The 23,818-nt window shown below is 37.2% G+C and carries 26 protein-coding genes; 14 read left to right on the top strand and 12 right to left on the bottom strand.

All coding sequences use genetic code 11. From position 1 onward, the window contains the following. Positions 1 to 7: 7 nt before the first annotated feature. Positions 8 to 577, bottom strand: coding sequence for a Crp/Fnr family transcriptional regulator (locus P0Y62_06685; GenBank protein ID WEK71238.1), 570 nt, complete (start codon positions 575 to 577; stop codon positions 8 to 10). A 229-nt stretch (positions 578 to 806) separates the two neighbouring features. Here P0Y62_06685 and P0Y62_06680 point away from each other — a divergent pair, with 229 nt between their 5' ends. The 5 genes from P0Y62_06680 (at position 807) to P0Y62_06660 (ending at position 4,661) form a co-directional block, all read left to right on the top strand. Continuing rightward, positions 807 to 1,505, top strand: coding sequence for an alpha/beta hydrolase family protein (locus P0Y62_06680; protein ID WEK71782.1), 699 nt, complete (start codon positions 807 to 809; stop codon positions 1,503 to 1,505). Continuing rightward, complete coding sequence (locus tag P0Y62_06675) at positions 1,498 to 2,028, top strand: RidA family protein (GenBank protein ID WEK71237.1); 531 nt, start codon at positions 1,498 to 1,500, stop codon at positions 2,026 to 2,028. Before P0Y62_06680 ends, P0Y62_06675 begins: the two co-directional genes overlap by 8 nt. 255 nt (positions 2,029 to 2,283) lie before the next feature. Then, positions 2,284 to 3,180, top strand: coding sequence for an AraC family transcriptional regulator (locus tag P0Y62_06670; GenBank protein ID WEK71236.1), 897 nt, complete (start codon positions 2,284 to 2,286; stop codon positions 3,178 to 3,180). A gap of 106 nt (positions 3,181 to 3,286) precedes the next feature. Then, positions 3,287 to 4,090 carry an enoyl-CoA hydratase/isomerase family protein gene (locus P0Y62_06665; GenBank protein WEK71235.1) on the top strand — a complete coding sequence of 268 codons (804 nt, stop codon included), beginning with the start codon at positions 3,287 to 3,289 and terminating at the stop codon, positions 4,088 to 4,090. 4 nt (positions 4,091 to 4,094) lie between these two features. Further along, complete coding sequence (locus P0Y62_06660; GenBank protein WEK71234.1) at positions 4,095 to 4,661, top strand: NAD(P)H-dependent oxidoreductase; 567 nt, start codon at positions 4,095 to 4,097, stop codon at positions 4,659 to 4,661. A gap of 131 nt (positions 4,662 to 4,792) precedes the next feature. Here P0Y62_06660 and P0Y62_06655 read toward each other — a convergent pair whose 3' ends face one another. The 11 genes from P0Y62_06655 to P0Y62_06605 all read right to left on the bottom strand — a co-directional run bounded on the left by P0Y62_06655 (position 4,793) and on the right by P0Y62_06605 (position 15,385). After that, positions 4,793 to 5,614, bottom strand: coding sequence for an alpha/beta hydrolase (locus P0Y62_06655; GenBank protein WEK71233.1), 822 nt, complete (start codon positions 5,612 to 5,614; stop codon positions 4,793 to 4,795). A gap of 311 nt (positions 5,615 to 5,925) precedes the next feature. Continuing rightward, a complete protein-coding gene (locus P0Y62_06650; GenBank protein WEK71232.1) occupies positions 5,926 to 6,444 on the bottom strand; it encodes a thioredoxin domain-containing protein in 519 nt (172 codons plus the stop codon). Between the two features lie 2 nt (positions 6,445 to 6,446). Beyond that, positions 6,447 to 6,908, bottom strand: a complete 462-nt coding sequence (locus P0Y62_06645) for a redoxin domain-containing protein (GenBank protein ID WEK71231.1) — start codon at positions 6,906 to 6,908, stop codon at positions 6,447 to 6,449. Positions 6,909 to 6,913: 5 nt separating this feature from the next. Further along, a complete protein-coding gene (locus tag P0Y62_06640) occupies positions 6,914 to 7,606 on the bottom strand; it encodes a YoaK family protein (protein WEK71230.1) in 693 nt (230 codons plus the stop codon). A 5-nt stretch (positions 7,607 to 7,611) separates the two neighbouring features. Continuing rightward, positions 7,612 to 8,676 carry a cupin domain-containing protein gene (locus tag P0Y62_06635; protein WEK71781.1) on the bottom strand — a complete coding sequence of 355 codons (1,065 nt, stop codon included), beginning with the start codon at positions 8,674 to 8,676 and terminating at the stop codon, positions 7,612 to 7,614. Positions 8,677 to 9,100: 424 nt separating this feature from the next. After that, positions 9,101 to 9,658: a hypothetical protein gene (locus P0Y62_06630; GenBank protein ID WEK71229.1), complete on the bottom strand. Its 558-nt coding sequence runs from the start codon at positions 9,656 to 9,658 to the stop codon at positions 9,101 to 9,103. Between the two features lie 407 nt (positions 9,659 to 10,065). Beyond that, positions 10,066 to 10,614, bottom strand: coding sequence for an antibiotic biosynthesis monooxygenase (locus P0Y62_06625; GenBank protein ID WEK71228.1), 549 nt, complete (start codon positions 10,612 to 10,614; stop codon positions 10,066 to 10,068). A 25-nt stretch (positions 10,615 to 10,639) separates the two neighbouring features. Continuing rightward, positions 10,640 to 11,698 carry an NADH:flavin oxidoreductase/NADH oxidase gene (locus P0Y62_06620; GenBank protein WEK71227.1) on the bottom strand — a complete coding sequence of 353 codons (1,059 nt, stop codon included), beginning with the start codon at positions 11,696 to 11,698 and terminating at the stop codon, positions 10,640 to 10,642. 12 nt (positions 11,699 to 11,710) lie between these two features. After that, the gene (locus P0Y62_06615; GenBank protein WEK71226.1) at positions 11,711 to 13,918 is read right to left on the bottom strand and encodes an ATP-binding protein; all 2,208 of its coding nucleotides are present in this window, start codon (positions 13,916 to 13,918) and stop codon (positions 11,711 to 11,713) included. 240 nt (positions 13,919 to 14,158) lie between these two features. Further along, a complete protein-coding gene (locus tag P0Y62_06610) occupies positions 14,159 to 14,854 on the bottom strand; it encodes a LytTR family DNA-binding domain-containing protein (protein WEK71225.1) in 696 nt (231 codons plus the stop codon). A gap of 57 nt (positions 14,855 to 14,911) precedes the next feature. Next, positions 14,912 to 15,385 carry a DNA starvation/stationary phase protection protein gene (locus P0Y62_06605; protein ID WEK71224.1) on the bottom strand — a complete coding sequence of 158 codons (474 nt, stop codon included), beginning with the start codon at positions 15,383 to 15,385 and terminating at the stop codon, positions 14,912 to 14,914. Positions 15,386 to 15,609: 224 nt separating this feature from the next. Between P0Y62_06605 and P0Y62_06600 the strand changes: the two genes are divergently transcribed. The 9 genes from P0Y62_06600 (at position 15,610) to pgl (ending at position 23,648) form a co-directional block, all read left to right on the top strand. Beyond that, positions 15,610 to 16,542, top strand: a complete 933-nt coding sequence (locus P0Y62_06600; GenBank protein WEK71223.1) for a ring-cleaving dioxygenase — start codon at positions 15,610 to 15,612, stop codon at positions 16,540 to 16,542. A 150-nt stretch (positions 16,543 to 16,692) separates the two neighbouring features. Next, the gene (locus P0Y62_06595) at positions 16,693 to 16,989 is read left to right on the top strand and encodes a GNAT family N-acetyltransferase (protein WEK71222.1); all 297 of its coding nucleotides are present in this window, start codon (positions 16,693 to 16,695) and stop codon (positions 16,987 to 16,989) included. 56 nt (positions 16,990 to 17,045) lie between these two features. Beyond that, positions 17,046 to 17,999 carry a ring-cleaving dioxygenase gene (locus tag P0Y62_06590; protein ID WEK71221.1) on the top strand — a complete coding sequence of 318 codons (954 nt, stop codon included), beginning with the start codon at positions 17,046 to 17,048 and terminating at the stop codon, positions 17,997 to 17,999. Positions 18,000 to 18,001: 2 nt separating this feature from the next. Beyond that, a complete protein-coding gene (locus P0Y62_06585; protein WEK71220.1) occupies positions 18,002 to 18,622 on the top strand; it encodes a dienelactone hydrolase family protein in 621 nt (206 codons plus the stop codon). A gap of 132 nt (positions 18,623 to 18,754) precedes the next feature. Further along, positions 18,755 to 19,102: a hypothetical protein gene (locus P0Y62_06580; protein WEK71219.1), complete on the top strand. Its 348-nt coding sequence runs from the start codon at positions 18,755 to 18,757 to the stop codon at positions 19,100 to 19,102. A gap of 162 nt (positions 19,103 to 19,264) precedes the next feature. Beyond that, a complete protein-coding gene (locus P0Y62_06575) occupies positions 19,265 to 19,852 on the top strand; it encodes a Crp/Fnr family transcriptional regulator (protein WEK71218.1) in 588 nt (195 codons plus the stop codon). 153 nt (positions 19,853 to 20,005) lie between these two features. Then, a complete protein-coding gene (gene gndA, locus P0Y62_06570) occupies positions 20,006 to 21,424 on the top strand; it encodes an NADP-dependent phosphogluconate dehydrogenase (protein WEK71217.1) in 1,419 nt (472 codons plus the stop codon). A gap of 9 nt (positions 21,425 to 21,433) precedes the next feature. Continuing rightward, positions 21,434 to 22,915, top strand: coding sequence for a glucose-6-phosphate dehydrogenase (gene zwf / locus P0Y62_06565; protein ID WEK71216.1), 1,482 nt, complete (start codon positions 21,434 to 21,436; stop codon positions 22,913 to 22,915). A 22-nt stretch (positions 22,916 to 22,937) separates the two neighbouring features. Continuing rightward, a complete protein-coding gene (gene pgl, locus P0Y62_06560; GenBank protein WEK71215.1) occupies positions 22,938 to 23,648 on the top strand; it encodes a 6-phosphogluconolactonase in 711 nt (236 codons plus the stop codon). Positions 23,649 to 23,818: the final 170 nt, after the last annotated feature.

Below are 23,818 nucleotides of genomic sequence, written 5' to 3'. Positions count from 1 at the left end.
AAAATCGTTAAAGTTCGGCCCTGATTCTGCTGAGCTGAGTAGGAGTAATGGCTAGATAAGAGGCTATCTGATGAAGTTTTAAACGAGAGATCAAATCTGGATAATCATTTTCAAATTCTAAATATCTTTCTTTGGCGGTAGTTGATTTAAGGGTGATTTCGGCAAATTCTTTTTCTATAACCCAATGGCGTTCCAGATAGCTGATGTAGAAATTGGCAATATCATTATATTTCATTGCCAAGTTTCTGAAATCTCTGAAAGAATAACTGATCAGTTCTGTATCTTCCAAAGCCTCAATGGCAAAAAATCCCGGTTCCTGTTTTAATAATGCACTTGTAGACGCTACAAGTGAATTTTCCTGAAAAAATCTTTTAATTATTTTCTCACCTTTTTCATTGAGGTAATAATAAGAAAGCAGTCCACTACTGACAAAAGCAATATCTTTAGGTATCACTCCTTGATCTAAGAAATTATTTCCTTTTACAATATTGGATGTTTTCAATAAAGCAGACCATGCGTTTTTTGATTCCTCAGAGATCGAGGAATAATGATCTATAATTTCCCAAAATGCTGTCATACCATAAAGATAAAGGAAAAATTGAAACTAATTAATTGAATTTTTAAAATTTAATCATTTTTTGATTTCCTCAACATATGTAAAGTGTTTTGAGAATTTGGGCCTCTAACTTTGCTACTACAAAAAATCAATTACAATGATAAAATCATTATTTGCCTTAGTCGTTATGTGTATGGGAAGCAAAATGTTTTCTCAAAAAATCGACTCATTGAATGTTTATAGCACTGCTATGAACAAGGAAATTAAAACACTTGTAGTACATCCGTTAAATAGCGGGAATAAAAAACTGCCAACAGTGTATATACTGCACGGCTACAGCGGTTATCCTAAAAGAACTTTAACACAGGATATTCCCTCTTTATCAGCGCTAAGTGAAGAAATGCAGATGATATTTGTGTTGCCCGACGGAAATTATGACAGCTGGTATATAGACAGCCCCAACTCAAAGTATGAGACTTTTATTTCTAAAGAATTGACCGGTTATATTCAAAAAAAATACAAGTCGGATCAGTCTAAAACGGCCTTGATGGGTTGGAGTATGGGCGGACATGGAGCACTGTATATTGGCTCACGGCACCAGGAAACCTTTAGTGCTATCGGGAGCATGTGTGGCGTCATAGATTTCGTTCCTTTTGGAAAAGAATATGGTGTTCCTAAATTACTAGGTGATAATCCTGAAAAATGGACCTCATACACAGCAATTTCACAGATAGATAAGCTTAAAGGCAGCCGGCAGAAAATCTTAATTGGTTGTGGAACCGACGATATCCTGATTGCACAAAACAGAAAATTTCACGAGCAGTTAATCTCATTGAAAATTCCTCATATCTATGAAGAGCGTCCTGGTGGGCACGACGCTGGATATTGGTCGAAAGCCGCTGTTAATCAAATATTCCAACTTCATCAATTTTTTACCAACCATGATTAATTTTAAATATTTTACAGGTAAGAAAAAATATTTTCTGATATCTCCGTTTTTTATTTTATTACTTACGGGTTGTTTTAAAAATGAAAATCATCCGGTCCATATCCCAAAAGATAGGTCAAACGTTCAATATGGAAATCCTAAAGGACTTTTTGATCCTACGCCATTTGCCTTTTCACATTCTACAACGAATTCAAATAAAGGAAGTTATGTGTTCATCTCGGGGCAAAGCGGAGGAGAAGGATTAAATCATCACCTTTCCAAAGATTTCAGGACACAGGTGAAAGTGGCTTTACAAAACCTGAATACTGTTCTTAAAGCATCGGATTTAACCCATGATGATGTACTTAAAATCACAATATTAATTGTTGACCATGATCAGGAAAAACTCCAGATATGGAGTGAGGAAATGCGGAAAGTATGGAAAGATAACGTATTTCCTGCGAGTACTTTAGTACCCGTTCCAAAGCTTGCTTTAGACGGTATGCTCATAGAAGTTGACGCCATTGCATTTAAGCCATTATAGATAATTTTCTATTTCCATGTTTTTAAGCATCCGACTACATTCGGATGCTTTGCTTTTTATGAGTAGCAATGATATTGAAGTATTCAATTTATTGTCTTAGTAATTTCATTGTGCTTACAGTCAATATGAAAGTATATTAAGCTCCTTAGAGTTTAGCTCAGTTTAATTAAAAATTAGGAATATTTTTTATATCAAACATTTCCAATACATTATATTTATACCGAAATTATAAAACAATTTCGCAAATTTGTTTCTATGAAAACCTTTAACGATCTTGCCGGTTACAATAAATACCTTAATCTCTCAGCTCCTTTACATCCATTAATGGACAGCAGGGTTTGTAAACAAGCCATTCCAAATTTTCCACAGGCGAGTGGTGAAATTCAGGTTAATCTGTTTAAAATTTCGTTAAAGAAAAACTTTACCGGAGATATCAATTACGGAAATAATAAATATTATACGGAGAATGGATTAATGCTTTTCAGTGAACCGGGACAGGTTGTTTCCTGGGACAGTCTGACTTTCTGGGATGGTTATGCATTTGTTTTTCATCCTGATCTTATTAAACAAAATCCGATTGCCAACAAAATCCATCAGTATAAATATTTCAGTTATGAGATCAATGATGCGTTGTTTATGACAGCGGAGGAGGAAGAAATTATTACCTGGCTTTTTACAAAAATTCATATGGAATTGGTTGAAAATAAAGCTCAAGCCAACATTAATATTATTCTTTCGCTGTTAAATGTCGTTCTTTCGTACGCAGATGTTTTTTATGAAAGACAATTTAAAGACAAAGCCACAAAATCGGTTTCAGTGTCTTCAAAATTAAAAAACTTACTGCAAAACCATTATAAAGACTTATCAAAACCCGTTTCAAATTTTCCTACTGTTTCGTCTGTTGCCGATGAGCTTAATATGTCTTCCAACTACCTTACAGACCTTATCCGTTCAGAAACCGGGAGAAGTACTATCAGCGTTATTCAGGAGTTTGTAATTGAGCAGGCCGAAATTTTATTGCTTCAGACCGATATGAATATCAGCGATGTTGCTTACCAGTTAGGTTTTACCAATGTTCCTTATTTCTCACGGTTTTTTAAAAAAGTCAAAGGCTTTTCACCAACAGAGATCAGAAATCAGAGAAAAGTATAAGATATTCCCCGATTTGTGTTAAAAATCCAGCATTTGTGCAATTAATTTTGAACAGACAAAAAAGTTATGTCTTAAATAAAGATTTGCATCAATTAAAATTATTACTATGATTTTTACAACACAGAAAATAACCGAAAGCTATTGGAAAATAGCCATTAATCATCCTCCGGTAAACGTATTTGACCCTGAATTTTCAGTTCAGCTGAGAACAACAATGGAAGAGCTGGAAGCTAATGAAAATCTGAAGGTTGTAGTTTTTGAAAGCTCTAACCCTGAGTTTTATGTTGCTCACGCAGAACTAGTCAATATTTTTGAATTCCCGAAAGGAACAGGAGAAACAGGCCTTTCCATTTCCTGGCCCGATGTTGCAAAGCGTCTGGAACAGGCCCCGTTTGTAAGTATTGCCTCCATCAGAGGAAGAGCAAGAGGTTTGGGAAGTGAATTTATTCAGGCTTTTGATATGCGTTTTGCGAGTAAGGAAAAAGCTTTTTTTGCACAGCCCGAAATTGGAATTGGTTCCTTTCCCGGCGGCGGCGGATTGGAGCGCCTTCACTTGTTGACTGGAAAAGCAAGAGCTTTGGAAATTATTTTAAGCGGTGATGATTATGATGCTGAAACTGCGGCGAACTATGGCTGGATCAACAGAGCTTTCCCGGATAACGAACTGGATGCTTTCGTAGAGAATTTAGCAGGAAGAATCGATTCATTCGACAAAAAAATCATCACAACTATAAAATCCATTATGAATGAAAGGGTAATCATTCCAAAAAATGAACATATTATGGAAACCCAGACCCGATTTTTCGCATCATTAACTGAGCCCGAGGCGAGAACAAGAATTAAAAAACTGTTGGATCGGGGATTACAGACCTATGGAGATGTAGAGCTTAATCTAGGAAAATATTTATAATTAAATGAAAGCATTAGTAATCAACGGACATATCAAATGGCCACAAATTGCAGAAGGAAATCTTAACAGAACCATTTTTGAGAAAAGTAAAGAAGTTTTCAGCGGAAAAGGCTACGAAATCCTCGAAACTGTCATTGACTCTGGTTATGAAATTCCACAGGAAATTGAAAAGTGGGTAAATGCCGATGTTATTCTGTTTCATTTCCCGATCAACTGGTTTGGAATGCCTGCAAAAACAAAGGATTATATCGATAAGGTTCTGATGAGCGGCTACGGAAAAATCTACGCCGGAGACGGCAGAAACAATGGTGGAAACTACGGAACGGGCGGTTTACTTAAATCCAAGGGGATCATCGTTAATACATGGAATGCTCCGCAGGAAGCCTTCGGGAATTCCGGACAGCTCTTAGAAAATTTTTCAATGGAAGAGTTTACCAGACCTTTCACGGCTACACTTCAGTTTATAGGAGTTCAGCCATTACCGACCTTTGCTTTCTATGATGTTTTTAAAAATCCTGATATTGATAAGGAATTATTATCTTTTGAAAAGCATCTGGAAAATTATATCTAATAAAAGCTTGAATTAAAAAAGTCGGAAAATTTATTTTTCCGACTTTTTATTTACTGATTAAATAGTATTGAATTTTAATCAATAAAAAGGTGAATCATTTTTGTTTCACCTTCTCAGTATATATTCGTCTTTTAAGACTGGATAAACTCCAATAAGTCTTTATTAATTGTTTCGTGTTCAGTAGTCGGCATTCCGTGAGGGAAACCTGGGTAAGTAATTAACTTTCCGTTCTTTAATAATATAATTGATTTTAATGCAGCATTGGCAATAGGAACGATCTGGTCATCTTCACCGTGCATCACCAAAACAGGAATATCCACAGCTTTCAAATCCTCTGTGAAATCAGTTTCAGAAAATGCTTTGATTCCGTCATAATGAGCCACGATTCCGCCCATCATTCCTTGTCTCCACCAGTTTCTTTGTACACCTTCTTTTACATTAGCGCCTTCTCTGTTATATCCGTAGAAAGGAAAAGTTAAGTCAATATAAAATTGATTTCTGTTATTCAAAGTTTGCTCTCTGATGCCGTCGAAAACTTCCATCGGAACTCCGTCTGGATTACTTTCGCTTTTTACCATTATCGGCGGAACAGCGCTGATTAAAACAGCTTTTTTAGCTCTTCCGTTAGAATATTTATTTACATAACGGATCACTTCACCACCTCCTGTAGAGTGACCGATATGAACTACGTCTTTCAAATCAAGGAATTCAACCAATTCGGCAGCATCAGAAGCGTATTGTTCGATCGTGTGGTTATAAATATTTTGGCTTGATCTTCCGTGACCTCTTCTGTCGTGAGAAATTACCCTGTAACCTCTCTGTAAAAAGAAAATAACCTGTGCATCCCAATCGTCTGAAGATAAAGGCCATCCGTGGTGAAACATCAATATTGGTCCTTCTCCTTGGTCTTTATAAAAAATCTCTGTTCCGTCTTTTAATGTTAGTGTACTCATTTTGTTTAAATTTTTAATGTTTGTGATTAATTTATTTGATAGTTGTTTTGTCTTATTTCTTTAGCAAATGTATGATGGATAAAGTTGATAGAAATTAATCTAGTTTAACTTCGTATATTTTGTTGAATATTTTTTATTGGGGCAGCTGTTTCCGCCTTCCGCTCCCAATCTTTTCACTCCGCTACGCTGCGTAAAAAGGATTTCCGCTCAAGTCAGGCTGCGCGCAATTCGCTGTAAAAAAACTTAGGTATAAAGTTTAGTATGAACTTATAATAGCTTAAGTGTCAAAAAACTTTTGTGCCTGTTTTGGTTTACCTAATTGCATTCTCCCGTATCAGCTGAAGCAAATCCATCGCACTTCCGTTGAATTTTTTATCATTCACAAAGAAAGATGGTGTTCCGTTCACTCCGCTGATAATCCCGCTTTCAAAATCCGAATCTACTTTTTCTTCCAGCTCAGCTTTTCGAATATCTGTTTTGAACTGAGAAACATTTAAGCCTATTTTTTCTGCAAGCTCAATTAAAAAATTTTCATTCAGAGATCCCTGGTTTTCGTAGATCGCATCGTGCATTTCCCAGAATTTTCCCTGAAGATTGGCGGCTTCAGCTGCAATGGCGGCAGGTCTTGCGTATTGATGCATTTCCGACAAAGGAAAATTCCTGAAAACAAATTTTACCCGACTTCCGAATTCTTTCATTAATTCTTTCAAAACAGGATAAGCGGCTCCGCAATACGGACACTGATAATCGCCGTATTCTACAATCACAAGGTCGGCATTGTCGTTACCTTGGGCGTGGTCAGTTATGCTGACTGATGGTTTTAGTGACATAATTATTTTGTGTTAAGATTCTCCAAAGCTTCTAATATTCCGTCTGCGCCGGGATTGATGGAGGTAGGAGACAGGTAGCTCCATTCGATGATGCCATCTTTGTTAATGACAAACAATGCACGTTTACATTCTCCTTCTTCTTCATCATAAACCCCGTATTGTCTTGCCGTGTCTCCTTTCGCTTCAAAGTCAGCCAACAATGGGAAATGTAGGTTTCTGGATTGTGAAAAAGCAAGATGACACCATTTGCTGTCCACAGAGATTCCAAAGAGTTCTGCGTCATATTTATGGAAGAACTTCAAAGTTTCGTTGTATAAAGCCATCTGGTCGCTGCAAACCGGACTCCAGTCTGCGGGATAAAAAGCGAGGATGACATTTCTTCCTTTAAATTCTGATAAAGTGACTTTCTGGTCTGGTGTTGCAAACAATGTAAAATCGGGAGCAGCAGTACCTTTTTGTAACATAATATTTAGTTTTTGGGTGTTATTGAATTGAAAATTAATCCTCTACAAGTTAGCAATAAAACTGCAGGTAAAAGCAAAATCCAGTTTCCCAATATATTTTGTAAGAACGGAGAGACCACAGCACCTGACAAAAATCCCATCCATAAGAGCAGCAAATGAACTGCATTGGCTTTAGATTGATTTTTTTCATCTCTGTCATTGCTCATCATAAAGATTGCAGTATTTCTTGCAAGGCTGTTCAAAGTGCCCGTTACAAAATTGGTATTTACTTTTTGATGTCCAACGGTTGTTACGATTGTATTCATCATTCCCATCGCAAAACCAAGAATAGCAACGGATGGAATATTGCCCATTTGGACACAGTAGTTGATGAATGTATAAAAAATCAAAATTCCCGAAACAATATAAAAAGCAATCGTTTTAGTGCTGCATTTCTTCCATAATGATAAACAGGTCCCGGCAAAAATCCCAATTAAGAAACTTCCAATTACTGTGACTGATATAATGATGACTCCATATTTTCCACTGAAAAAAGCCGCTCCCAATTGCGTGGTATTTCCACTCATAAAGGAAACATAGGTTTTCCATTTGATCAATCCCGTTGCGTCAATATATCCTGCGATGAAGGCTAAAAAAATGGCCAATTTCTCCTGTACTTTAATTTCGTCGGATGACAGAAGAGATCTTTCCGTAATCAAAACCGTTATTTTTCAGGTTGAATAAATACTTTCTTCGAAGGGAATTTTTCAATTTCGCCTTCCTTCAAACCAAAGTTCGTTACAACAACATCCTTTGGATTTCCAGCCAACCATTCGCTCAGATCAATGGATTCATAAGTTCCGCTATTAAATCCAATTAAAACTTTGCAAACCGTATCGCCTGTATTTTTGATGTAATGTCCGGCTCCCATCGGAACATAACCGACATCTCCCGCATTGAACTGTTCGGTAACAATTGTTCCTTCCGCTAAGAAAACCGACATCTCGGCCTGTCCGGAAATAAAATACTGCCATTCATCCGCATTCGGATGCCAATGCATTTCTCTCAAAGCTCCGGGTTGAAGTTCCAAAATAGAACCAGCCATTGTTTTGCTGATAGGAAATTCTTTACTCGTTACCAATCTCTGCAAACCACCTCCGGGAATAATTCTCGGCTGTTGGGAATGCAAAGGATAACGGTGAAGATTGGTTAATTCAATATCAGATTCTTCAGGTCTTGCTGTGGCATTGAAGGATAATTCATCAGGAACAATTCCTGCAGCGAAATAAGCTTCTTTTTGTGGTAATGCTGCCACTTCTTCAAGCGTTAATCCTAAGTTCTGAGCGGCAATTTCAGGCGGTACACTGGATATAAAATCTGTAACGCTGAACGTATGGTCTTCAGAAAAATTACCGTTATCAAAAATCAGAATGAAATGGCACTCTTCCGTTCCTGTCGCCTGGATCGAGTGGCCGTACCCTTTTGGGAAATACCATACATCTCCCGGTTCAAAATTATCGGTATAGCTTTTTCCGTCCGGATGAATAATAGTGGTACGAACGGTTCCTGAAATCACATACGCCCATTCTGCGGCATTGGCGTGCCAGTGCAGTTCTCTCATACTTCCGGGCTGCAGTCTCATAGAAACTCCGGCAATACCAATTGATGCAGGAAAATCTTTTACAGAAGCACCTCTTGTAGTTCCTCCGTCATTGGTGCGGGGATTTTGTTTTTCTAACTCGTATTTGAAGCTTAAAGTTGAAGTATTCATCGTATTATTTTTAGTGATTATCTCTTGTTCTTAATTTCTATGGTAAAGCTACTTCCAAATCTGGCTTTTCTCAGGTTCTATTCGGTGAATAGGCAAAATCAGTCGTTGAGTTTTATGATATAAAAGATGATGATTTTTTTTTCAGCTCCGTAGGAGCATTCTGTTAATAGATTGAAATTTGGTCGGAGGAGTTCCGTAGTAACGACCTTATAATTATTGGTTCACAGGTCGCTCTTACAGAGCTTTAATGTATCTTTATATGTTTATCTATTAATAGTTAATTTTAATTTGAACAATTTATTTTAGATTAAAGTAAAATACATTTTTCAAACAAGCTATAGGAAACAAAACATAAAGTCATTTGGTTACAAACAGATTGCTTTTAAACAAAAAAATCACTGGATGAACCCAATGATTTTAATTGCTATATAAAATATTGATTTTAAAAAGGCTGATTGTATTGGCCTGTCAAAGCCTTATTCTCAATACTTTTTGCAAAATTGGGTGTTTCTTCGTGGTTGTGAGCGTCGGAAGCCGCCTGTCTTGACGCTGCAGCATCTGCAAGATTAATATTGTGCTCTTTCAGATATTCAAACATTTCGGGAGTTGCTGTTGCGTGAATTTCGTTGGTGTACAAAGTCGTGTTGTCATCAATTTTTGTGGCTTTCAGCTCCCATAAAACCTGAACTTTCGTTCTTCCGTTTTTGGTAATGGAATCGGAGATTGATAACATTCTGCAATAATCCGGGCGATACACTGTGGCTACATAATGCTGAACCATCAAAGCATCTCCGATTGTTTCAACATTTAACGAAACCGGTTCGCCATCAAAAGTGGTAGAAATTGCTGCGCCAATGTGCTGTGTTGAACATCTTTGATATTCGGCATCGGGTAAGTTTAATAACCAATTTGCGATGTTAACTTTTTCGATGGGTGCATTGATAATAGCGGTTACACTTGAGTGAGACAGTGCGTTTTCTGGTGTTTGTAGAATTTCCATAATGTTTTTGGTTTTAATTGTTTGTATTAATTGATGACGTAAAGCTACAGGCAACTTAATGGAAAATCAATTGGTGTTCGGTGAACGGGCGAAAAGTATCGTTGAATCAGTACGATGAAATTTTGTAACCAATTTGGCTACTAAATAAAAAAAATCACTGCATTTCACAGTGGTTTTTAATTAATGATGTAATCAATATTAAGTTTGTTTGAAGTTTTATTTAACCACAAAAGGAACAAAAGATGAGTTAAAACGTTTATTTAAAGTAATAATATAAATGAAAAAGGTCACAATAGCTTTTAAAAATCTTTGATTTTTACTCTTTGAGAACTTTGAATATTCTGATTATTGCTTTATGATGGTCTTTTGTGACTTTTGTGGTTAATTCTGAAATTGGTTTAAACATATTATTTAAAAAGCCATTTTCTAATCAGTTTTGTATAATTCGGCATTACTACGAAAACCATCAGGAAAACAATACATCCTGAAATCAGAAGTCCGTCTGAATAATGATTTGCAGGGATTTTTAATAACCTTAAAAAGGGGAGAAGTACCAATGGAACCAACAATGACAATGGATAAATGGCTGACCAGGTTACCAAAAACTGTTTCCATCGTACGGGAACTTTTGTTTCGTTTTCAGTTTCAAAAAGAAAATCGAGCCCGGATTTTATTTTGTAATTATCATTTTTTCGGAAAAGTGGATTGGCTTTTTCAATCAGTTTTTTTCTGTCGTCAGATTCCATCCATTTTTTGAGATTTTCAATAGTGTCAAACCGAATAATTACCGTGTAAATAAACGTAAGATGGGGAATCGGGCGCACAATCTGATGGTCAATAAAACCTTCTGAATGCTTTGTGAGCGGAACAATATGCTCCAGCCATTTTTCGTATTCTGCCTCTTTGCCGTCTAAAACGTGATGGTTAATTACGACCGATGCGCCTTGAGTTTCCATACTCTTAATTTTAAATGAATGATATTTAAAAAGCTCTTTTATACTGCCACGGAATCTCAACTTCCAATTCCAATTCTTTCGCGGAATGTAAGGCAAAATAAGGGTCACGCAAATGTTCTCTGGCGATGAAAATCAAATCTGCCTTATCATTCACGATAATATCATTTGCCTGAACAGCTTCGGTAATCATCCCGACCGCACCTGTTGCAATCCCGGTCTGTTGTCTGATAGTTGATGAAAACGGAACCTGATAATTAGGAAAAACACGGTCTTTGCTGACGTTGGCAAATCCACCGCCTGAAGCCGTGATAAGATCGACACCGTTTTCCCTAAGAATTTTTGCGAGAATAATGCTGTCATCCAAAGTCCACGCATCCGGTGTTTCCAGATAATCGACCGCCGAGATTCTCACCAAAAGAGGCATTCCGTCAGGAATTGATCTTCGTACTTCGCCAACAGTTTCTACCAGAAAACGGATTCTGTTTTGCAGACTTCCGCCATATTCGTCATTTCTTTTATTAATGACTGCGGAATAGAACTGGTGGAAAAGATAACCGTGACCGGCGTGCAATTCTATGGTGTCAAAACCTGCTTCCACAGCTCTGTGTGAAGCTTCTACAAATTTTACTTTCAACTCCTGAATTTCATCAACCGTCAATTCCTCAGGAATCACACCGTTCATTTCTGTAGGCGAAGAGGATTTTACAGTCCAGCCACCTTCTTCTTTAGTAAGTGGCCTCATTTTTTCTTTGGGATGTTTCAGGCTTCCTTTTCCACCGGAATGCCAGAGTTGCATTCCTATTTTTGCATCCTGCTCGTGTACAAAATCGACAATGTTTTTCCACGCATCTTTCTGCTCGTCATTCCAGATTCCGACGTCGCTCAGAGTAGCTAAACCTTCTGGAGATATAGCGGTGCATTCGGTCATTATCAAACCTGCTCCGCCAACGGCTCTTCCACCGAGATGGACAAGATGCCAATTTCCCGGGATGCCGTTTTTTGCACTGTATTGTTGCATTGGTGATACCACGATTCTGTTTTTCAGGGTCAGCTGGCGCAGGGTTAAAGGTGAGAATAAGTTCATTATATTTTATATTTATAGTGATTGTGAAAATAATTTGCTTTCATCAAGTGATTTCAGCAAAATATCTTGTGTTTCTTCCAAAGCCTGTTTCGATATTGGATTTTCGTTGTTGGTTAATTCCAAAATATTCAGTTTTTCTTCTAATAAAGGAAGCAAGCCCATTATTGCTACACTTGATTTCAAATCGTGTGCTCTCAATTTTACGATCGTAAAATCGGCTTTTTCATAACCTGATTCCATTTCCTGAAGATGCCCCGGAATTTTGTCTAAAAACTGCTGTGTGACCGTTCTTTCAAAATCCTTATCTCCATTGCTGATGGATTTCATATAAGTAAGGTCGATGAACTCATAGCCAGAAGTAGTTTCTGTGTTTTGTGTTTCAATTTTTTTCGCTCCTTTCAATCCGAAATTTGAAATTAGCTTAAATAGTTCTTCCTCATTGACAGGCTTGGAAATATATTCGTTCATTCCACGGCTCATACATCTTTCGCGTTCTCCCGCCAATGCGTGCGCCGTCATTGCGATAATCGGGATATCAAGTTTTAGTTCTTCACGGATTTTTTGTGTTGCGGCATAACCGTCCATTTGTGGCATCTGAATATCCATTAAAACCAAGTCGCAATCGTTATTTCTGAGATATTCTACCGCTTCCAGACCATTGTTTGCAATGTCATAATCAATGTTCCATTGCGAGAGAAGATGTTTCATCAGGCTTTGATTGATCGCGTTATCATCTACAACTAAAACTTTTAAGGGTACGTTGGATTTATCTTTGAAATAATTGATGTTAACAGAAGGCGTCACATTAATCTGTTCTTTCGCAATGGCATAAGGAATGAAAAAATGAAAAGTCGTGCCTTTTCCCTGTTCACTCATTACCTCAATATCACCGTTTTGTAATTGAATCAGACTTTTTACAATCGATAAACCAAGTCCGGTTCCGCCATAATTTCTGGTTGTAGAATCTTCTCCTTGATTAAATCTTTCAAAAACTTCGCTGAGCTTTTCTTTATCGATTCCAATTCCGGTATCTGAAACTTTAAAACCGACAATGACTTCATTTTCTGTCAGTTGTTTATTGTAAATTTCAATAGTAATGCTACCTTGATGGGTAAATTTAATAGCATTCCCGATGAGGTTGACTAAAATCTGAGTGAGTCTTGTTGCATCACCATTCAAAGTATCAGGAATCGAGGAATCTATTTTGCTGGAAATCGTCAATCCTTTTTCTTTGGCACGCTCCATAAAAAACGTTTCGACAGAATTCACCAATCCATTGATACTGAAGATTCCTTTGGTAATGCGCATCATTCCGGCTTCGATTTTGGATAAATCCAGAATATCATTGATAATAGCCATCAGATTTTCTCCTGAGCGTTGAATGGATGAGACAAATTCTTTTGAAGTCTCATCCAAAGGTCTTTTCTGTAAAAGGTTCGTAAAGCCCAAGATTCCGCTCAAAGGTGTTCTGATTTCGTGACTCATATTGGCAAGAAAATTTTCTTTGGTTTCCGCGGCAACGGTTGCTTTTTTCTTAGCTACGTCCAATTCCTGAATTAATAATCGTTGACGTTTGAACTGGCGAAGAATATGATAACCAACGATGGATCCACTTAAAATCAAAAGAATCAGCAAGGAAATATCATACAATCTGGCTTTCTGTCCCATTTCCTCGTTTTTTTTGCTGAGGTCTACCATATGAAGCTTACGGCTTTCATAGATCTTTGCCGTGATAGAAGTAATCTCATTTGATATTTTTCTGGCTCTTGGATTGGCAATGGAAGTCTGATCATCCATATTTCCGAGAGTATTGAAACGAAGCAATAATTTGTCCTTCGTTGTTTTCTTGTCCATCGCAAGAACACTCAACCGGTGAATTAATCTTTCTTCTTCCGCATCAGCGTTATCTTTGGAAAGGGAATCCAAAAAGTTTTCTATCTGGCTGATCTTTTGGTCGATGCCTTCAAGGTGAGTGGTGTCATTGGTGGCAATGGAAGCTCTGATTCGGCTTTCAACCCCCAGAATGTCACGGTCGATTTCACGCAGATGATTGCTCGAACGTAATTCGTTGAGAAGCTTATTGTTATTACGGATAAGCTCCTTTGTATTTTGGGCTGAATTAATCTGAACGGCTATCAATAGGAGAGAACCCGCAATAAATGTGAGGATGATAAAATAGCTGAAGCGCTTGTTGTTCATTACTGAGGATATCTTTTTCATAAGTCTATAATATTGACTTTAAAATTATTGTTGACCACCCCGTCAAAAATTCTTCGAATTTTCGCCACCCCTCCAAAAGAGGGGAATTTTTGCATTGCAATTGGAACGGCGAATTGTTGCAGCCCGACTAGAGCGGAGCTCTTTTTGTCATTGCGATTGCTGAATAGTTCAACAGATTGCTTCACTTCGTTCGCAATGACAAAAAAGCGGGAGCGGAAGGCGGATTAAGCTGCCCAAATCCTAAAAAACATTCATTCTCGTATTGAGTGCTTTTCTGTATGCATCTGCAACAGGAATGAATTTTCCGTTAATCATAATTCCGCCGTCCTGAAGCGTATCAATTTTACCGACAGAAACGATGTAAGACCGATGAACCCTGATGAAATGATCTTTTGGAAGACGCTCTTCCGCAGTTTTCATTTTCCCGTGGATGGCAAACATTTTTTCTCTTGTATAGAACTTAACGTAGTCGCCCATTGCTTCTGCATACAAAATATCATCCAGTTTCAGGCGTCTTGTAATATTGGAATCCCGTACGAAAAGAAACTCGTCTTTTGTGATTTCTACATTTTCCTTTCGGCTTTCAAGAATAGCCTGTGCTTTGCTTACTGCCTGTAAAAATCTTGCCGGCATCACAGGTTTTAACAGGTAATCAGCGATATTCAATTCGAAAGCTTCGAGTGCATATTCTTTATTGGATGTAGTAAAAATGATGATCGTTTCTTTTCCTGAGAGATTCTTGGTGAGTTCTATCCCTGTCATTTCAGGCATTTCGATGTCTAAGAAAATGAGATCAACAGGATGGGTCTGCAGATAATTATAAGCTTCAATCGCGTTGGAAAATTCATTGACAATTGTAAGATTCGGAATTTGTTTTGCCAAATGTGATAATGTTGTTCTTGCAATGTCGTTGTCATCGACGATTAAAGCTTTCATAGGGATAGTTATTTATGATTTTACACAAATATAATTATTCCTTTTTTCTTTTCCCAATTATCTGAAATATGAACGGATCATCCAGGCCATTTCTTCGTGGGTTTCCATCAATCCCGTAATGAAATCGCTGGTTCCGTAATCTTTGAATTCTTCGGCAAAAGGGGTGATGTTTCCTCGTAGGAATTCGATGATGCTTTCGTGGTCGCTCAAGAGGTCTTTCATATAGCCTAAACCGTCGTTGGTTCTATCGCTGTATTCTGTAAGATGGGTTAATTCAAGGTAGATTTTCATTGTTGCAGGTGCGTAATGTCCTATTTTTCGCATACGTTCTGCAACACTGTCGATAATCTCGTCTAATTGTTTGTACTGCTCTTCGAAAAAGATGTGATTGGCGTGGAAGTTATCTCCGGTTACGTTCCAGTGGGCATTTCTTGTTTTGATGTAAAGAAGTGTTTCATCAGCTAAAAGTTTTGCCAATTGTTCTGCAACTGCTTCTGTGTTGTTTTCTGTAATTCCGATTTTTGTTTTCATAATAATTAAGATTTAAGTTGTTGTTGTTGTTTATTGATGTAAAGTTCGGTCAGTATATTTTAGAATTGGGATATTTTTCGATGAACAGGCAAAATGAGTCGTTGAATTCGATAGTATAAAGATTTTATCTTAATTTGATTGAAAGCTCATTTATTAAACTAGTTAAATGCACAGTATTTTCAGTCGCCATAAATTTGTCATATCAAAATTAAATAATCAACAACATGGAAAATAGAATATTAGGGCTGCATCATATTACAGCGATTGCAGACAACGCAAAAAGAAACTTAGATTTTTACACTCAGGTTTTAGGAGTAAGACTGGTAAAAAAAACGGTCAATTTTGATGATCCAGGAACCTACCATTTTTATTTCGGAAATGAGGAAGGAACTCCGGGAACAATTTTAACGTTCTTTCCTTGGGAAGGAATTGGTAAAGGAACCAACGGTTCAGGTTTGGCGACGCACATCGGATATTCTGTTCCAAAAGGAAGCCTAGAGTTTTGGAAAAACAGATTGCAGCAGTTTAATGTAAACGTTGAAGAAGGAGAAATTTTCGGTGAAAAACTGATTTCATTTCAAGACCCGGACGGTTTACAATTACAATTTATCGAATCTTCTACACCAGATGACAGAAAAGTCTGGACAACCGATGATATCAAAGACGAAAATGCTTTGAAAGGTTTCCATAATATCACTTTAACCTTGAAAAAAGCTGATCCAACGATTAAAGTTTTAACGGATATTTTCGGATACGATTTACAAAAACAGGAAGGCGAAAGATACAGATTTGCGACCGATGCCATTGAAACTGCAAATCTTGTCGATATTATTGAAAATGATAAAATTCTGGCCGGAAGAAATGCGGGAGGAACCAACCACCACGTAGCTTTCAGAGTAAAAGACGACAATATTTTAATGGAATTCCGTGAAAAAGTAATGTCTGCAGGATTGAATATTACCCCAAAAATTGACAGAGATTATTTCTACTCATTATATTTCCGTGAACCGGGCGGTGTTTTATTCGAAATCGCAACCGATAATCCAGGATTCACTGTAGATGAACCGTTAAATGAATTGGGAAACAACTTAAAACTTCCAAAACAGCACGAACCTTTACGTTCAAAAATAGAAGAAGTGTTGCCGAAGTTATCATAGGTCATTCATTATCATTAATTAACAGAGTAATTTAGCAATAAGCAATAAGCAATAAGCAATAAGCAATAAGCAATAAGCAATAAGCAATAAGCAATAAGCAATAAGCAATAAGCAATAAGCAATAAGCAATAAGCAATAAGCAATAATATTATGGAAACAACAAAAGTAGTTTTAGAAAACGCAAGAGGAGAAGTTCAGCTTTTCTCAGACGATAAAAAGGCAGGCAAAATGGATATTTCGGTGATTAAAGATAAATTAACTGTTTATCACACCGAGGTTGATGACGAATATGCAGGAAATGGTTTTGCGAAATTATTATTAAATCAATTGGTTTCTTATGCCAGAGAAAATGATTTGAAAATCGTTCCGCTTTGTCCGTACGTTCACGCGCAATTCAAACGTCATCCGGAAGAATACAGCGATGTCTGGTTTAAAGAAGAAGCATAAAATCTGAAGAACAAACACTGAAAGCCATTAACAATCAACAAATACCATCAACTAAAATGTCACTCATCACAGGACTTCATCACGTTACCGCTATCACAGGCGATACACAGGAAAATATAGATTTTTACACCGGAGTTTTAGGCCTTCGATTGGTAAAAACAACCGTTAATTTTGATTATTCTGAGGTTTATCATTTGTATTTCGGAGACGAGTTCGGAACGCTGGGAACTATTATGACAACTTTCCCTTATGGAAAAGGCTTAATCAACGGAAGACACGGCAAAGGAATGCTGAATACGACTGCTTTCTCGGTTTCGATGGATGCTGTTGATTATTGGATGAACCGTTTAGAACAGTTTAATATTCCTTTTAAACAGCCTCAGCAAAGATTTTCGGGCGAAGTTTTTATTTATCTGGAAGATTTTGACGGATTGGGTTTGGAGCTGGTTTTCAATGAGAAGGATGATAGAAAAGGTTATAACAATGGATTTATTCCGAAAGATTTTGCCCTCAAAGGAATTCACCACGTAGAAATCTGGCTGGATGCTTACGAAAGAACTGCAGCTTTGCTGACTACTCAAATGGATCATCAATTAATTGCAGAAAGTTCAGACCGATTCAGGTTTGGAACTGAAGATAAACCGGGGAAATATATCGATTTGCTATGCACACCGACTGCTCTGAAAGGTTTGGCGGGAAGAGGAACCGTTCATCACGTCGCTTTTGCCACTCCGAATGCGGAAACTCAGCTTGAAATGATTGAAAAATTAAACCAATTCGGGTTGGAACATACCGAAGTGAAAGACAGAAAATATTTCACCTCTGTATATTTCAAGGAGCCAGGCGGAGTTTTATTTGAAATCGCCACTTCAGGACCAGGTTTCGATGTAGATGAAGAATTGGCATCTCTGGGCGAACATTTAAGTCTGCCATCACAGTTTGAAAAGCAAAGAGAACATTTGGTTGAGGTTTTACCCCAATTTAATTATCCAACAGAAAAATACAGATAAAAATGAGTCATATTTTAGATATAAAAACAGGAGGGAAATCATTGAATGAAGCTGAAAAAGTTTTAATAATGATTCACGGAAGAGGTGGAAGCGCACAGGATATTTTGAGCCTGTCACAACATTTGAATGTAGAAGGCTATGCATTACTGGCACCACAGGCTACGAACGGAACGTGGTATCCTTTTTCATTCATTGCACCAACAGAACAAAACGAACCTTGGTTGTCCTCAGCAATAGAGACTATAGGAAAAACGGTTCAAACTGCTTTGGATGCAGGAATCAAGGCTGAAAATATTTACTTTTTTGGATTTTCACAGGGTGCGTGTTTGACATTGGAATTTTTGGCAAGAAATGCCCGAAAATTTGGTGGGGCGGTTGCTATCATCGGCGGAGTTATTGGTGAAAAAATCAATCGTGAAAATTACAAGGGTGATTTTGCACAGACTCCGATTTTCCTGGGAACGAGCAATCCTGATTTCCACGTTCCGGTGGAGAGAGTGTATGCAACCGCAAATATTTTGAAAGAAATGAATGCTGATGTTACCGAGAAAATCTATGCCAACTTCGGACATTCCATCAATCAGGAGGAAATTGAATTGGCAAATTCTATTGTTTTTAAATAATTATTCAAAGTAATTTTTAAAAATATTTTCTCGCAGATTTTTCTGATTTAGCAGATTTCACTGATCTGCTAAATCAGAAAAATCTGCGAGAATTTAAAATACTTTTAAACTCCAATAAAAATTAATCACATAATGAAAATCACAAGAATATTCAGCGACGAAAACGGCGATTCTCACTTTCAAGACATCGAAATTCCTTTAATCAATCAGGGAGAAATTGGATTTTTGTCAGATGATATCAATGTCAAAAAACTTCAATTCAGAAAAGTTTCTGCCGATTATGATTACGATTTTCATCACGCTCCACAAAAGCAATATATTGTATTGTTGGATGGCGGCGTAGAAATTGAAACTTCGCTTGGAGAAATCAGACAGTTACAAACGGGAGAAATTCTTTTGGTAGAAGATATTTCCGGTAAAGGTCACAAAACCAAAAACCTCGAAAAGAAGGAAAGAACTTCAGTTTTTATTCATTTATAAAGTAAGGCGTTAAAATTTTATATTGTTTTGCTGAGTTCAGTATGAAATGAAAAGTTCATGAAATAAAGGTTTTAATGAAATTGACCATTATGGCTTTGGAAGCGGCTTATGAGTAAGGATTTTTACGGACTTTTTCCTAATTTGCAGTCGTAAAATAAACCTATGTTTCAAAATATTATCAAAAATATCTCGCGATTTATCACCTTAACTCCGGAAGAGGAAAAGATTTATGAAGATTTGCTGACGCTTCAGAAGTTTCCGAAGAAAACGCATCTTTTGCGTGAAGGAGAGATTTGCCAGTTCGAGGGTTTTATAAAGGAAGGTTGTGTGCGGACATATTATCTTGATGAAAACGGGTTTGAAGTGACGCTTCTGTTCGCTGTTGAAGACTGGTGGATTACCGATATTGATTCGTTTAACAACAAAACACCTTCGAAGATTTTTATCGAAACGCTGGAAGATACCGAGATCTATATGCTGACTCCGGAAACGAAGGAGGAATTGCTGGAGAAAGTTCCAAAGTTTGAAAGGGCTTTCCGCATGATGATGCAACGTTATGTAGTGACCCTGCAAAACCGATTGGTAAAGACTATTTCTCAACCTGCGACAGATCGTTATTTGGAGTTTATCAAGGTGTATCCTACAATTCCGCAGCGTGTAGCACAGTACTATATTGCATCGTATCTAGGCGTTTCTAAGGAATTTGTGAGTACAATTAGGAAACGCTTAGCGAATAAAAATAAAGAATAATATATCCATAATTGTTTTCATCTGGAATGAGAATTCAATTTCAGTTGATAATAACTACCACAACAATTGAAAGAAAATTTTGGATAATTTTTTTACTGGTATTCATTTACGTAAATTTGATCTGTAAAAATAAATTCTAAGTAAAAAATAAGAATGGAAAAGTATAATTATGGAGTCATCGGACTCGGAGTAATGGGGAGAAATCTGCTTTACAATATTGCTGATAATGGTTTTTCTACAGCGGGATTCGATTTGGATGAGGAAAAAGTAAGAGAGCTTCATAATGGAGCAACTCCCGGAACTTCTGTTAAGGGAACAGCTTCTTTAGAAGATTTTGTGTCAGCCTTGGAAACTCCGAGAAAAATCATTTTAATGGTTCCGGCAGGAAAGCCGGTTGATGCTGTTTTGGAAAACATTACACCGCTTCTGAGCCCGAAAGATATTGTAATTGATGCGGGAAATTCTTATTTCAAAGATACCGATAGACGAATTGTTGATTTAGCTTCTAAAGACCTGCATTTTATGGGGATGGGAGTTTCAGGTGGAGAGCAGGGAGCAAGAAAAGGCCCGAGCATTATGCCTGGAGGAGATTGGGAAGCCTTTACTCTGGTTAAGCCGATGTTGGAATTAATTTCGGCAAAAGTTAACGGAGAAGCTTGTACTGCTTATATGGGGAAAGGCTCTGCAGGAAACTACGTGAAAATGGTTCACAATGGTATCGAGTACGCCATTATGCAGTTGATCAGCGAAGCCTACGATTTGCTGAGAAAAGGAGCTGGTTTAAACAACGAACAGTTGTATGAGGTTTTCAAAAAATGGAATGAAGGTGAAATGAATTCTTTCCTTATTGAAATCACAAGAGATATTTTCCAACAAAAAGACCAGTTGACAGACGGTTTTCTTGTTGACCAGATTTTGGACAAAGCTGGAGCAAAAGGAACTGGAAAATGGACTTCCGAGCAGGCTATGGAAATAGGTGTTTCTATTCCTACCATTGATATTGCAGTTACTTCAAGAATTTTGTCGGCTTATAAAGATGAGAGAGTGAAAGCATCTCATTTATATGTTAAAGAAGAAATAACAACTTCTGAAAATACAGAACTGTTCATCAAAGAGGTGGGCGATGCGCTTTATCTGGCTACTTTAATCAGTTATGCACAAGGTTTGGCATTATTGGTAAAAGCTTCAGAAGAATATCAGTTTGAAATTCCTTTAAAAGATGTGGTAAAAATCTGGAGAGGGGGATGTATCATTCGCTCTGTTCTGTTGGAGAAATTTTATCTGGCATACTCTAAAGATGAAGAATTATCTAATATTTTACTGGATCAGGAAATTTCAGAAATTGTAAAAGCAAAGATTTCTTCGTTAAGAAAAACAGCTGCTTTTGCTGTATTAAACGGCGTTCCAAGTTTGGGACTTCAGTCAGCTTTAGGATATTTCGAAGCCTACACTACAGAATCTTTACCGGTAAATCTGCTTCAGGCTCAGCGTGATTATTTTGGTGCACATACTTACCAAAGACTTGACAGAGAAGGAACTTTTCATACTTCATGGCAAAACCTAAATAATTAAGATCAGAAAATGAGCGACAATACCACTCTGCATCCAACGACTATCGTTATTTTTGGTGCAACGGGAGATTTGGCAAAGAGAAAGCTTTTTCCTGCGTTTTACAATTTATATATAGACGGCAGAATGCCAAAAGGCTTTAATATTTTAGCTTTGGGGAGAGCTGAAAATACAGATGAAAAATTCAGAGCCTATATTAAAGAAAATCTAGATAATTTCTCCAGAAAGGCTGTAACACCACATGACTGGGCTGGCTTTCAGGCACACATCAGCTATTTTCAGCATCAGCTGGATGAAGAAAGCTCTTATCAAAATTTATATCAGAAACTGGAAGGTTTTGATAAAGTTTACGGAATGCGGGGGAACAGATTCTTCTACCTTTCAATTGCTCCGAATTTTGTTTCGGTTATCTCAAATCATATTAAGAATACCTCTATCGCATCAGATCCGGATAAAGACAGGATTATTATCGAAAAACCCTTTGGTCACAATAAAGAATCTGCTATAGAGCTGAATAAGCTTCTTTCACAAACTTTCCAGGAAAAACAGATCTACCGCATCGATCATTATTTAGGAAAAGAAACGGTTCAGAACATTTTGGCCTTCAGATTCGGAAATTCAATTTTTGAACCTTTATGGAATCACAGGCATATAGAATCTGTTCAGATTACCGTTGCAGAAGAGGTGGGTGTAGAAACCAGAGCTAGTTTTTACGAGCAGACCGGTGCTTTGCGAGATATGATTCAGAACCATCTTTTGCAAATTCTCTGCATGGTTGCTATGGAACCGCCTGTTTCCCTGGAGTCAGATGAAATCAGAGATCGTAAAGTGGATGTTTTAAAATCGATCCGTAGAATTTCGCCGGATAAAGTAGATCATTATGCTGTAAGAGGTCAGTACGGAAAAGGGAAAGTTAATGGAATTAAAGTAAACGGTTACCGTCAGGAAGAAGGCATCGCTCCTGATTCAAACACGGAAACATTTGCTGCGATCAAATTTTATCTGGATAACGAAAGATGGGAAAATGTTCCATTTTACGTTCGTACCGGAAAAAGAATGAAGGAGAAGCATTCTTATATTACGATTCAGTTTAAACCGTTGCCGCATTCTACGTTTTCAGAAAGCTCATCGTTATTATCAGCTAACCGGCTGATTATTAATATCCAGCCACAAATGGATATCAGACTACAATTCATGTCTAAAAAGCCGGGACTTTCATTGGAATTGAAACCCGTAGAAATGATTTTTGATAATTTTGCCTGTCAGACTGATACTCCGGAAGCTTATGAGACCCTTTTATTAGAGGCACTTATAGGAGATCTTACCTTGTTTATGCGTTCTGATCAAGTAGAAGAAGCTTGGGATGTGGTAAAAACTATTCAGGAGACCTGGGAAAAAACCAAAGATTCTTCTTTCCCAAATTACGATGCCGGAAGTTGGGGACCCGATGACAGCAATCTTCTGGTAGAAAGACAGGGGCATCAATGGGTTTAAAATTTTAATTAAGAATTAAAGAATGAATATTACAATATTTGATAATCTGGATATTTTATACAAAAAAGCAGCTGACACTTTTGTGGAGCTTTCTGAAAAGGCAATCCAAAAACATAATAAGTTCGTAGTTGCATTAAGCGGTGGTTCTTCACCGAAAGCTATTTTCAGCTTATTGGCGACTCCGGAGTATGTAGGCAAAATAGAGTGGAACAAAGTATATTTTTTCTGGGTAGACGAAAGATGGGTTTCCCTTGATGATGAAAAAAGTAACTTTAAAATGACTTTGGAGACGCTTTTAGATAAAGTTCCTGTAAATAAAACTCAGATTTTTCCGATGTATAAAGACGGAGTCGAGCCTGAAGATTATGCGAAGGAATATGAAACACAAATCAGAAACATTTTAGGCGATAGCGGTACTTTTGATTTTATTCTTTTAGGAATGGGAGATGATGGTCACACCGCTTCTTTGTTCCCGGGAGAAAAGATTTTATATGAAAAAGAAAAATGGGTAGATGCTTATTATCTAGAACCTCAGGAAATGTATAGAATTACGTTGACTGAGCCTATCATCAATAAAGCTGAAAATATTTTGATTGTCACATTTGGCAAATCTAAAAAACATGCTCTGAATGAGGTTCTGAATGGAATATATAATCCTGAACAATATCCGCTTCAGCTCATTAATAAAAGAGAAGGTGTACAGATTTTTACTGACGAAGAGGCAGGAGTTTAATGTTAACAAAGTTGACTTCATTATAAAACAGCATATCATTACGTTTAAAGAGTTAAACAATAGTTTACTATTAGTATATATTTATTTAAATCAGGCTTGGATTCTTTAATCCGAGCCTGATTTTTTGATTTTAACATCACATTCATTGTTTGTGTAATTCAGTATTTTAA

Origin of the sequence: Candidatus Chryseobacterium colombiense (assembly GCA_029203185.1) — a bacterium.
GTDB lineage: Bacteria > Bacteroidota > Bacteroidia > Flavobacteriales > Weeksellaceae > Chryseobacterium > Chryseobacterium colombiense.
This window is presented reverse-complemented; position numbering and strand designations above follow the sequence as displayed.

What these genes read in the sequence shown, in the direction of transcription:
- P0Y62_06615 (WEK71226.1), bottom strand. Translation starts at nt 13,918, where the DNA reads ATGAAAAAGATATCCTCAGTAATGAACAACAAGCGCTTCAGCTATTTT.
- P0Y62_06575 (WEK71218.1), top strand. Translation starts at nt 19,265, where the DNA reads ATGTTTCAAAATATTATCAAAAATATCTCGCGATTTATCACCTTAACT.
- P0Y62_06660 (WEK71234.1), top strand. Translation starts at nt 4,095, where the DNA reads ATGAAAGCATTAGTAATCAACGGACATATCAAATGGCCACAAATTGCA.
- P0Y62_06670 (WEK71236.1), top strand. Translation starts at nt 2,284, where the DNA reads ATGAAAACCTTTAACGATCTTGCCGGTTACAATAAATACCTTAATCTC.
- zwf (WEK71216.1), top strand. Translation starts at nt 21,434, where the DNA reads ATGAGCGACAATACCACTCTGCATCCAACGACTATCGTTATTTTTGGT.
- P0Y62_06605 (WEK71224.1), bottom strand. Translation starts at nt 15,385, where the DNA reads ATGAAAACAAAAATCGGAATTACAGAAAACAACACAGAAGCAGTTGCA.
- P0Y62_06650 (WEK71232.1), bottom strand. Translation starts at nt 6,444, where the DNA reads ATGTCACTAAAACCATCAGTCAGCATAACTGACCACGCCCAAGGTAAC.
- P0Y62_06600 (WEK71223.1), top strand. Translation starts at nt 15,610, where the DNA reads ATGGAAAATAGAATATTAGGGCTGCATCATATTACAGCGATTGCAGAC.
- P0Y62_06590 (WEK71221.1), top strand. Translation starts at nt 17,046, where the DNA reads ATGTCACTCATCACAGGACTTCATCACGTTACCGCTATCACAGGCGAT.
- P0Y62_06665 (WEK71235.1), top strand. Translation starts at nt 3,287, where the DNA reads ATGATTTTTACAACACAGAAAATAACCGAAAGCTATTGGAAAATAGCC.
- P0Y62_06585 (WEK71220.1), top strand. Translation starts at nt 18,002, where the DNA reads ATGAGTCATATTTTAGATATAAAAACAGGAGGGAAATCATTGAATGAA.
- P0Y62_06675 (WEK71237.1), top strand. Translation starts at nt 1,498, where the DNA reads ATGATTAATTTTAAATATTTTACAGGTAAGAAAAAATATTTTCTGATA.
- gndA (WEK71217.1), top strand. Translation starts at nt 20,006, where the DNA reads ATGGAAAAGTATAATTATGGAGTCATCGGACTCGGAGTAATGGGGAGA.
- P0Y62_06630 (WEK71229.1), bottom strand. Translation starts at nt 9,658, where the DNA reads ATGGAAATTCTACAAACACCAGAAAACGCACTGTCTCACTCAAGTGTA.
- P0Y62_06610 (WEK71225.1), bottom strand. Translation starts at nt 14,854, where the DNA reads ATGAAAGCTTTAATCGTCGATGACAACGACATTGCAAGAACAACATTA.
- P0Y62_06645 (WEK71231.1), bottom strand. Translation starts at nt 6,908, where the DNA reads ATGTTACAAAAAGGTACTGCTGCTCCCGATTTTACATTGTTTGCAACA.
- P0Y62_06655 (WEK71233.1), bottom strand. Translation starts at nt 5,614, where the DNA reads ATGAGTACACTAACATTAAAAGACGGAACAGAGATTTTTTATAAAGAC.
- P0Y62_06595 (WEK71222.1), top strand. Translation starts at nt 16,693, where the DNA reads ATGGAAACAACAAAAGTAGTTTTAGAAAACGCAAGAGGAGAAGTTCAG.
- P0Y62_06680 (WEK71782.1), top strand. Translation starts at nt 807, where the DNA reads ATGAACAAGGAAATTAAAACACTTGTAGTACATCCGTTAAATAGCGGG.
- P0Y62_06580 (WEK71219.1), top strand. Translation starts at nt 18,755, where the DNA reads ATGAAAATCACAAGAATATTCAGCGACGAAAACGGCGATTCTCACTTT.
- P0Y62_06620 (WEK71227.1), bottom strand. Translation starts at nt 11,698, where the DNA reads ATGAACTTATTCTCACCTTTAACCCTGCGCCAGCTGACCCTGAAAAAC.
- pgl (WEK71215.1), top strand. Translation starts at nt 22,938, where the DNA reads ATGAATATTACAATATTTGATAATCTGGATATTTTATACAAAAAAGCA.
- P0Y62_06685 (WEK71238.1), bottom strand. Translation starts at nt 577, where the DNA reads ATGACAGCATTTTGGGAAATTATAGATCATTATTCCTCGATCTCTGAG.
- P0Y62_06625 (WEK71228.1), bottom strand. Translation starts at nt 10,614, where the DNA reads ATGGAAACTCAAGGCGCATCGGTCGTAATTAACCATCACGTTTTAGAC.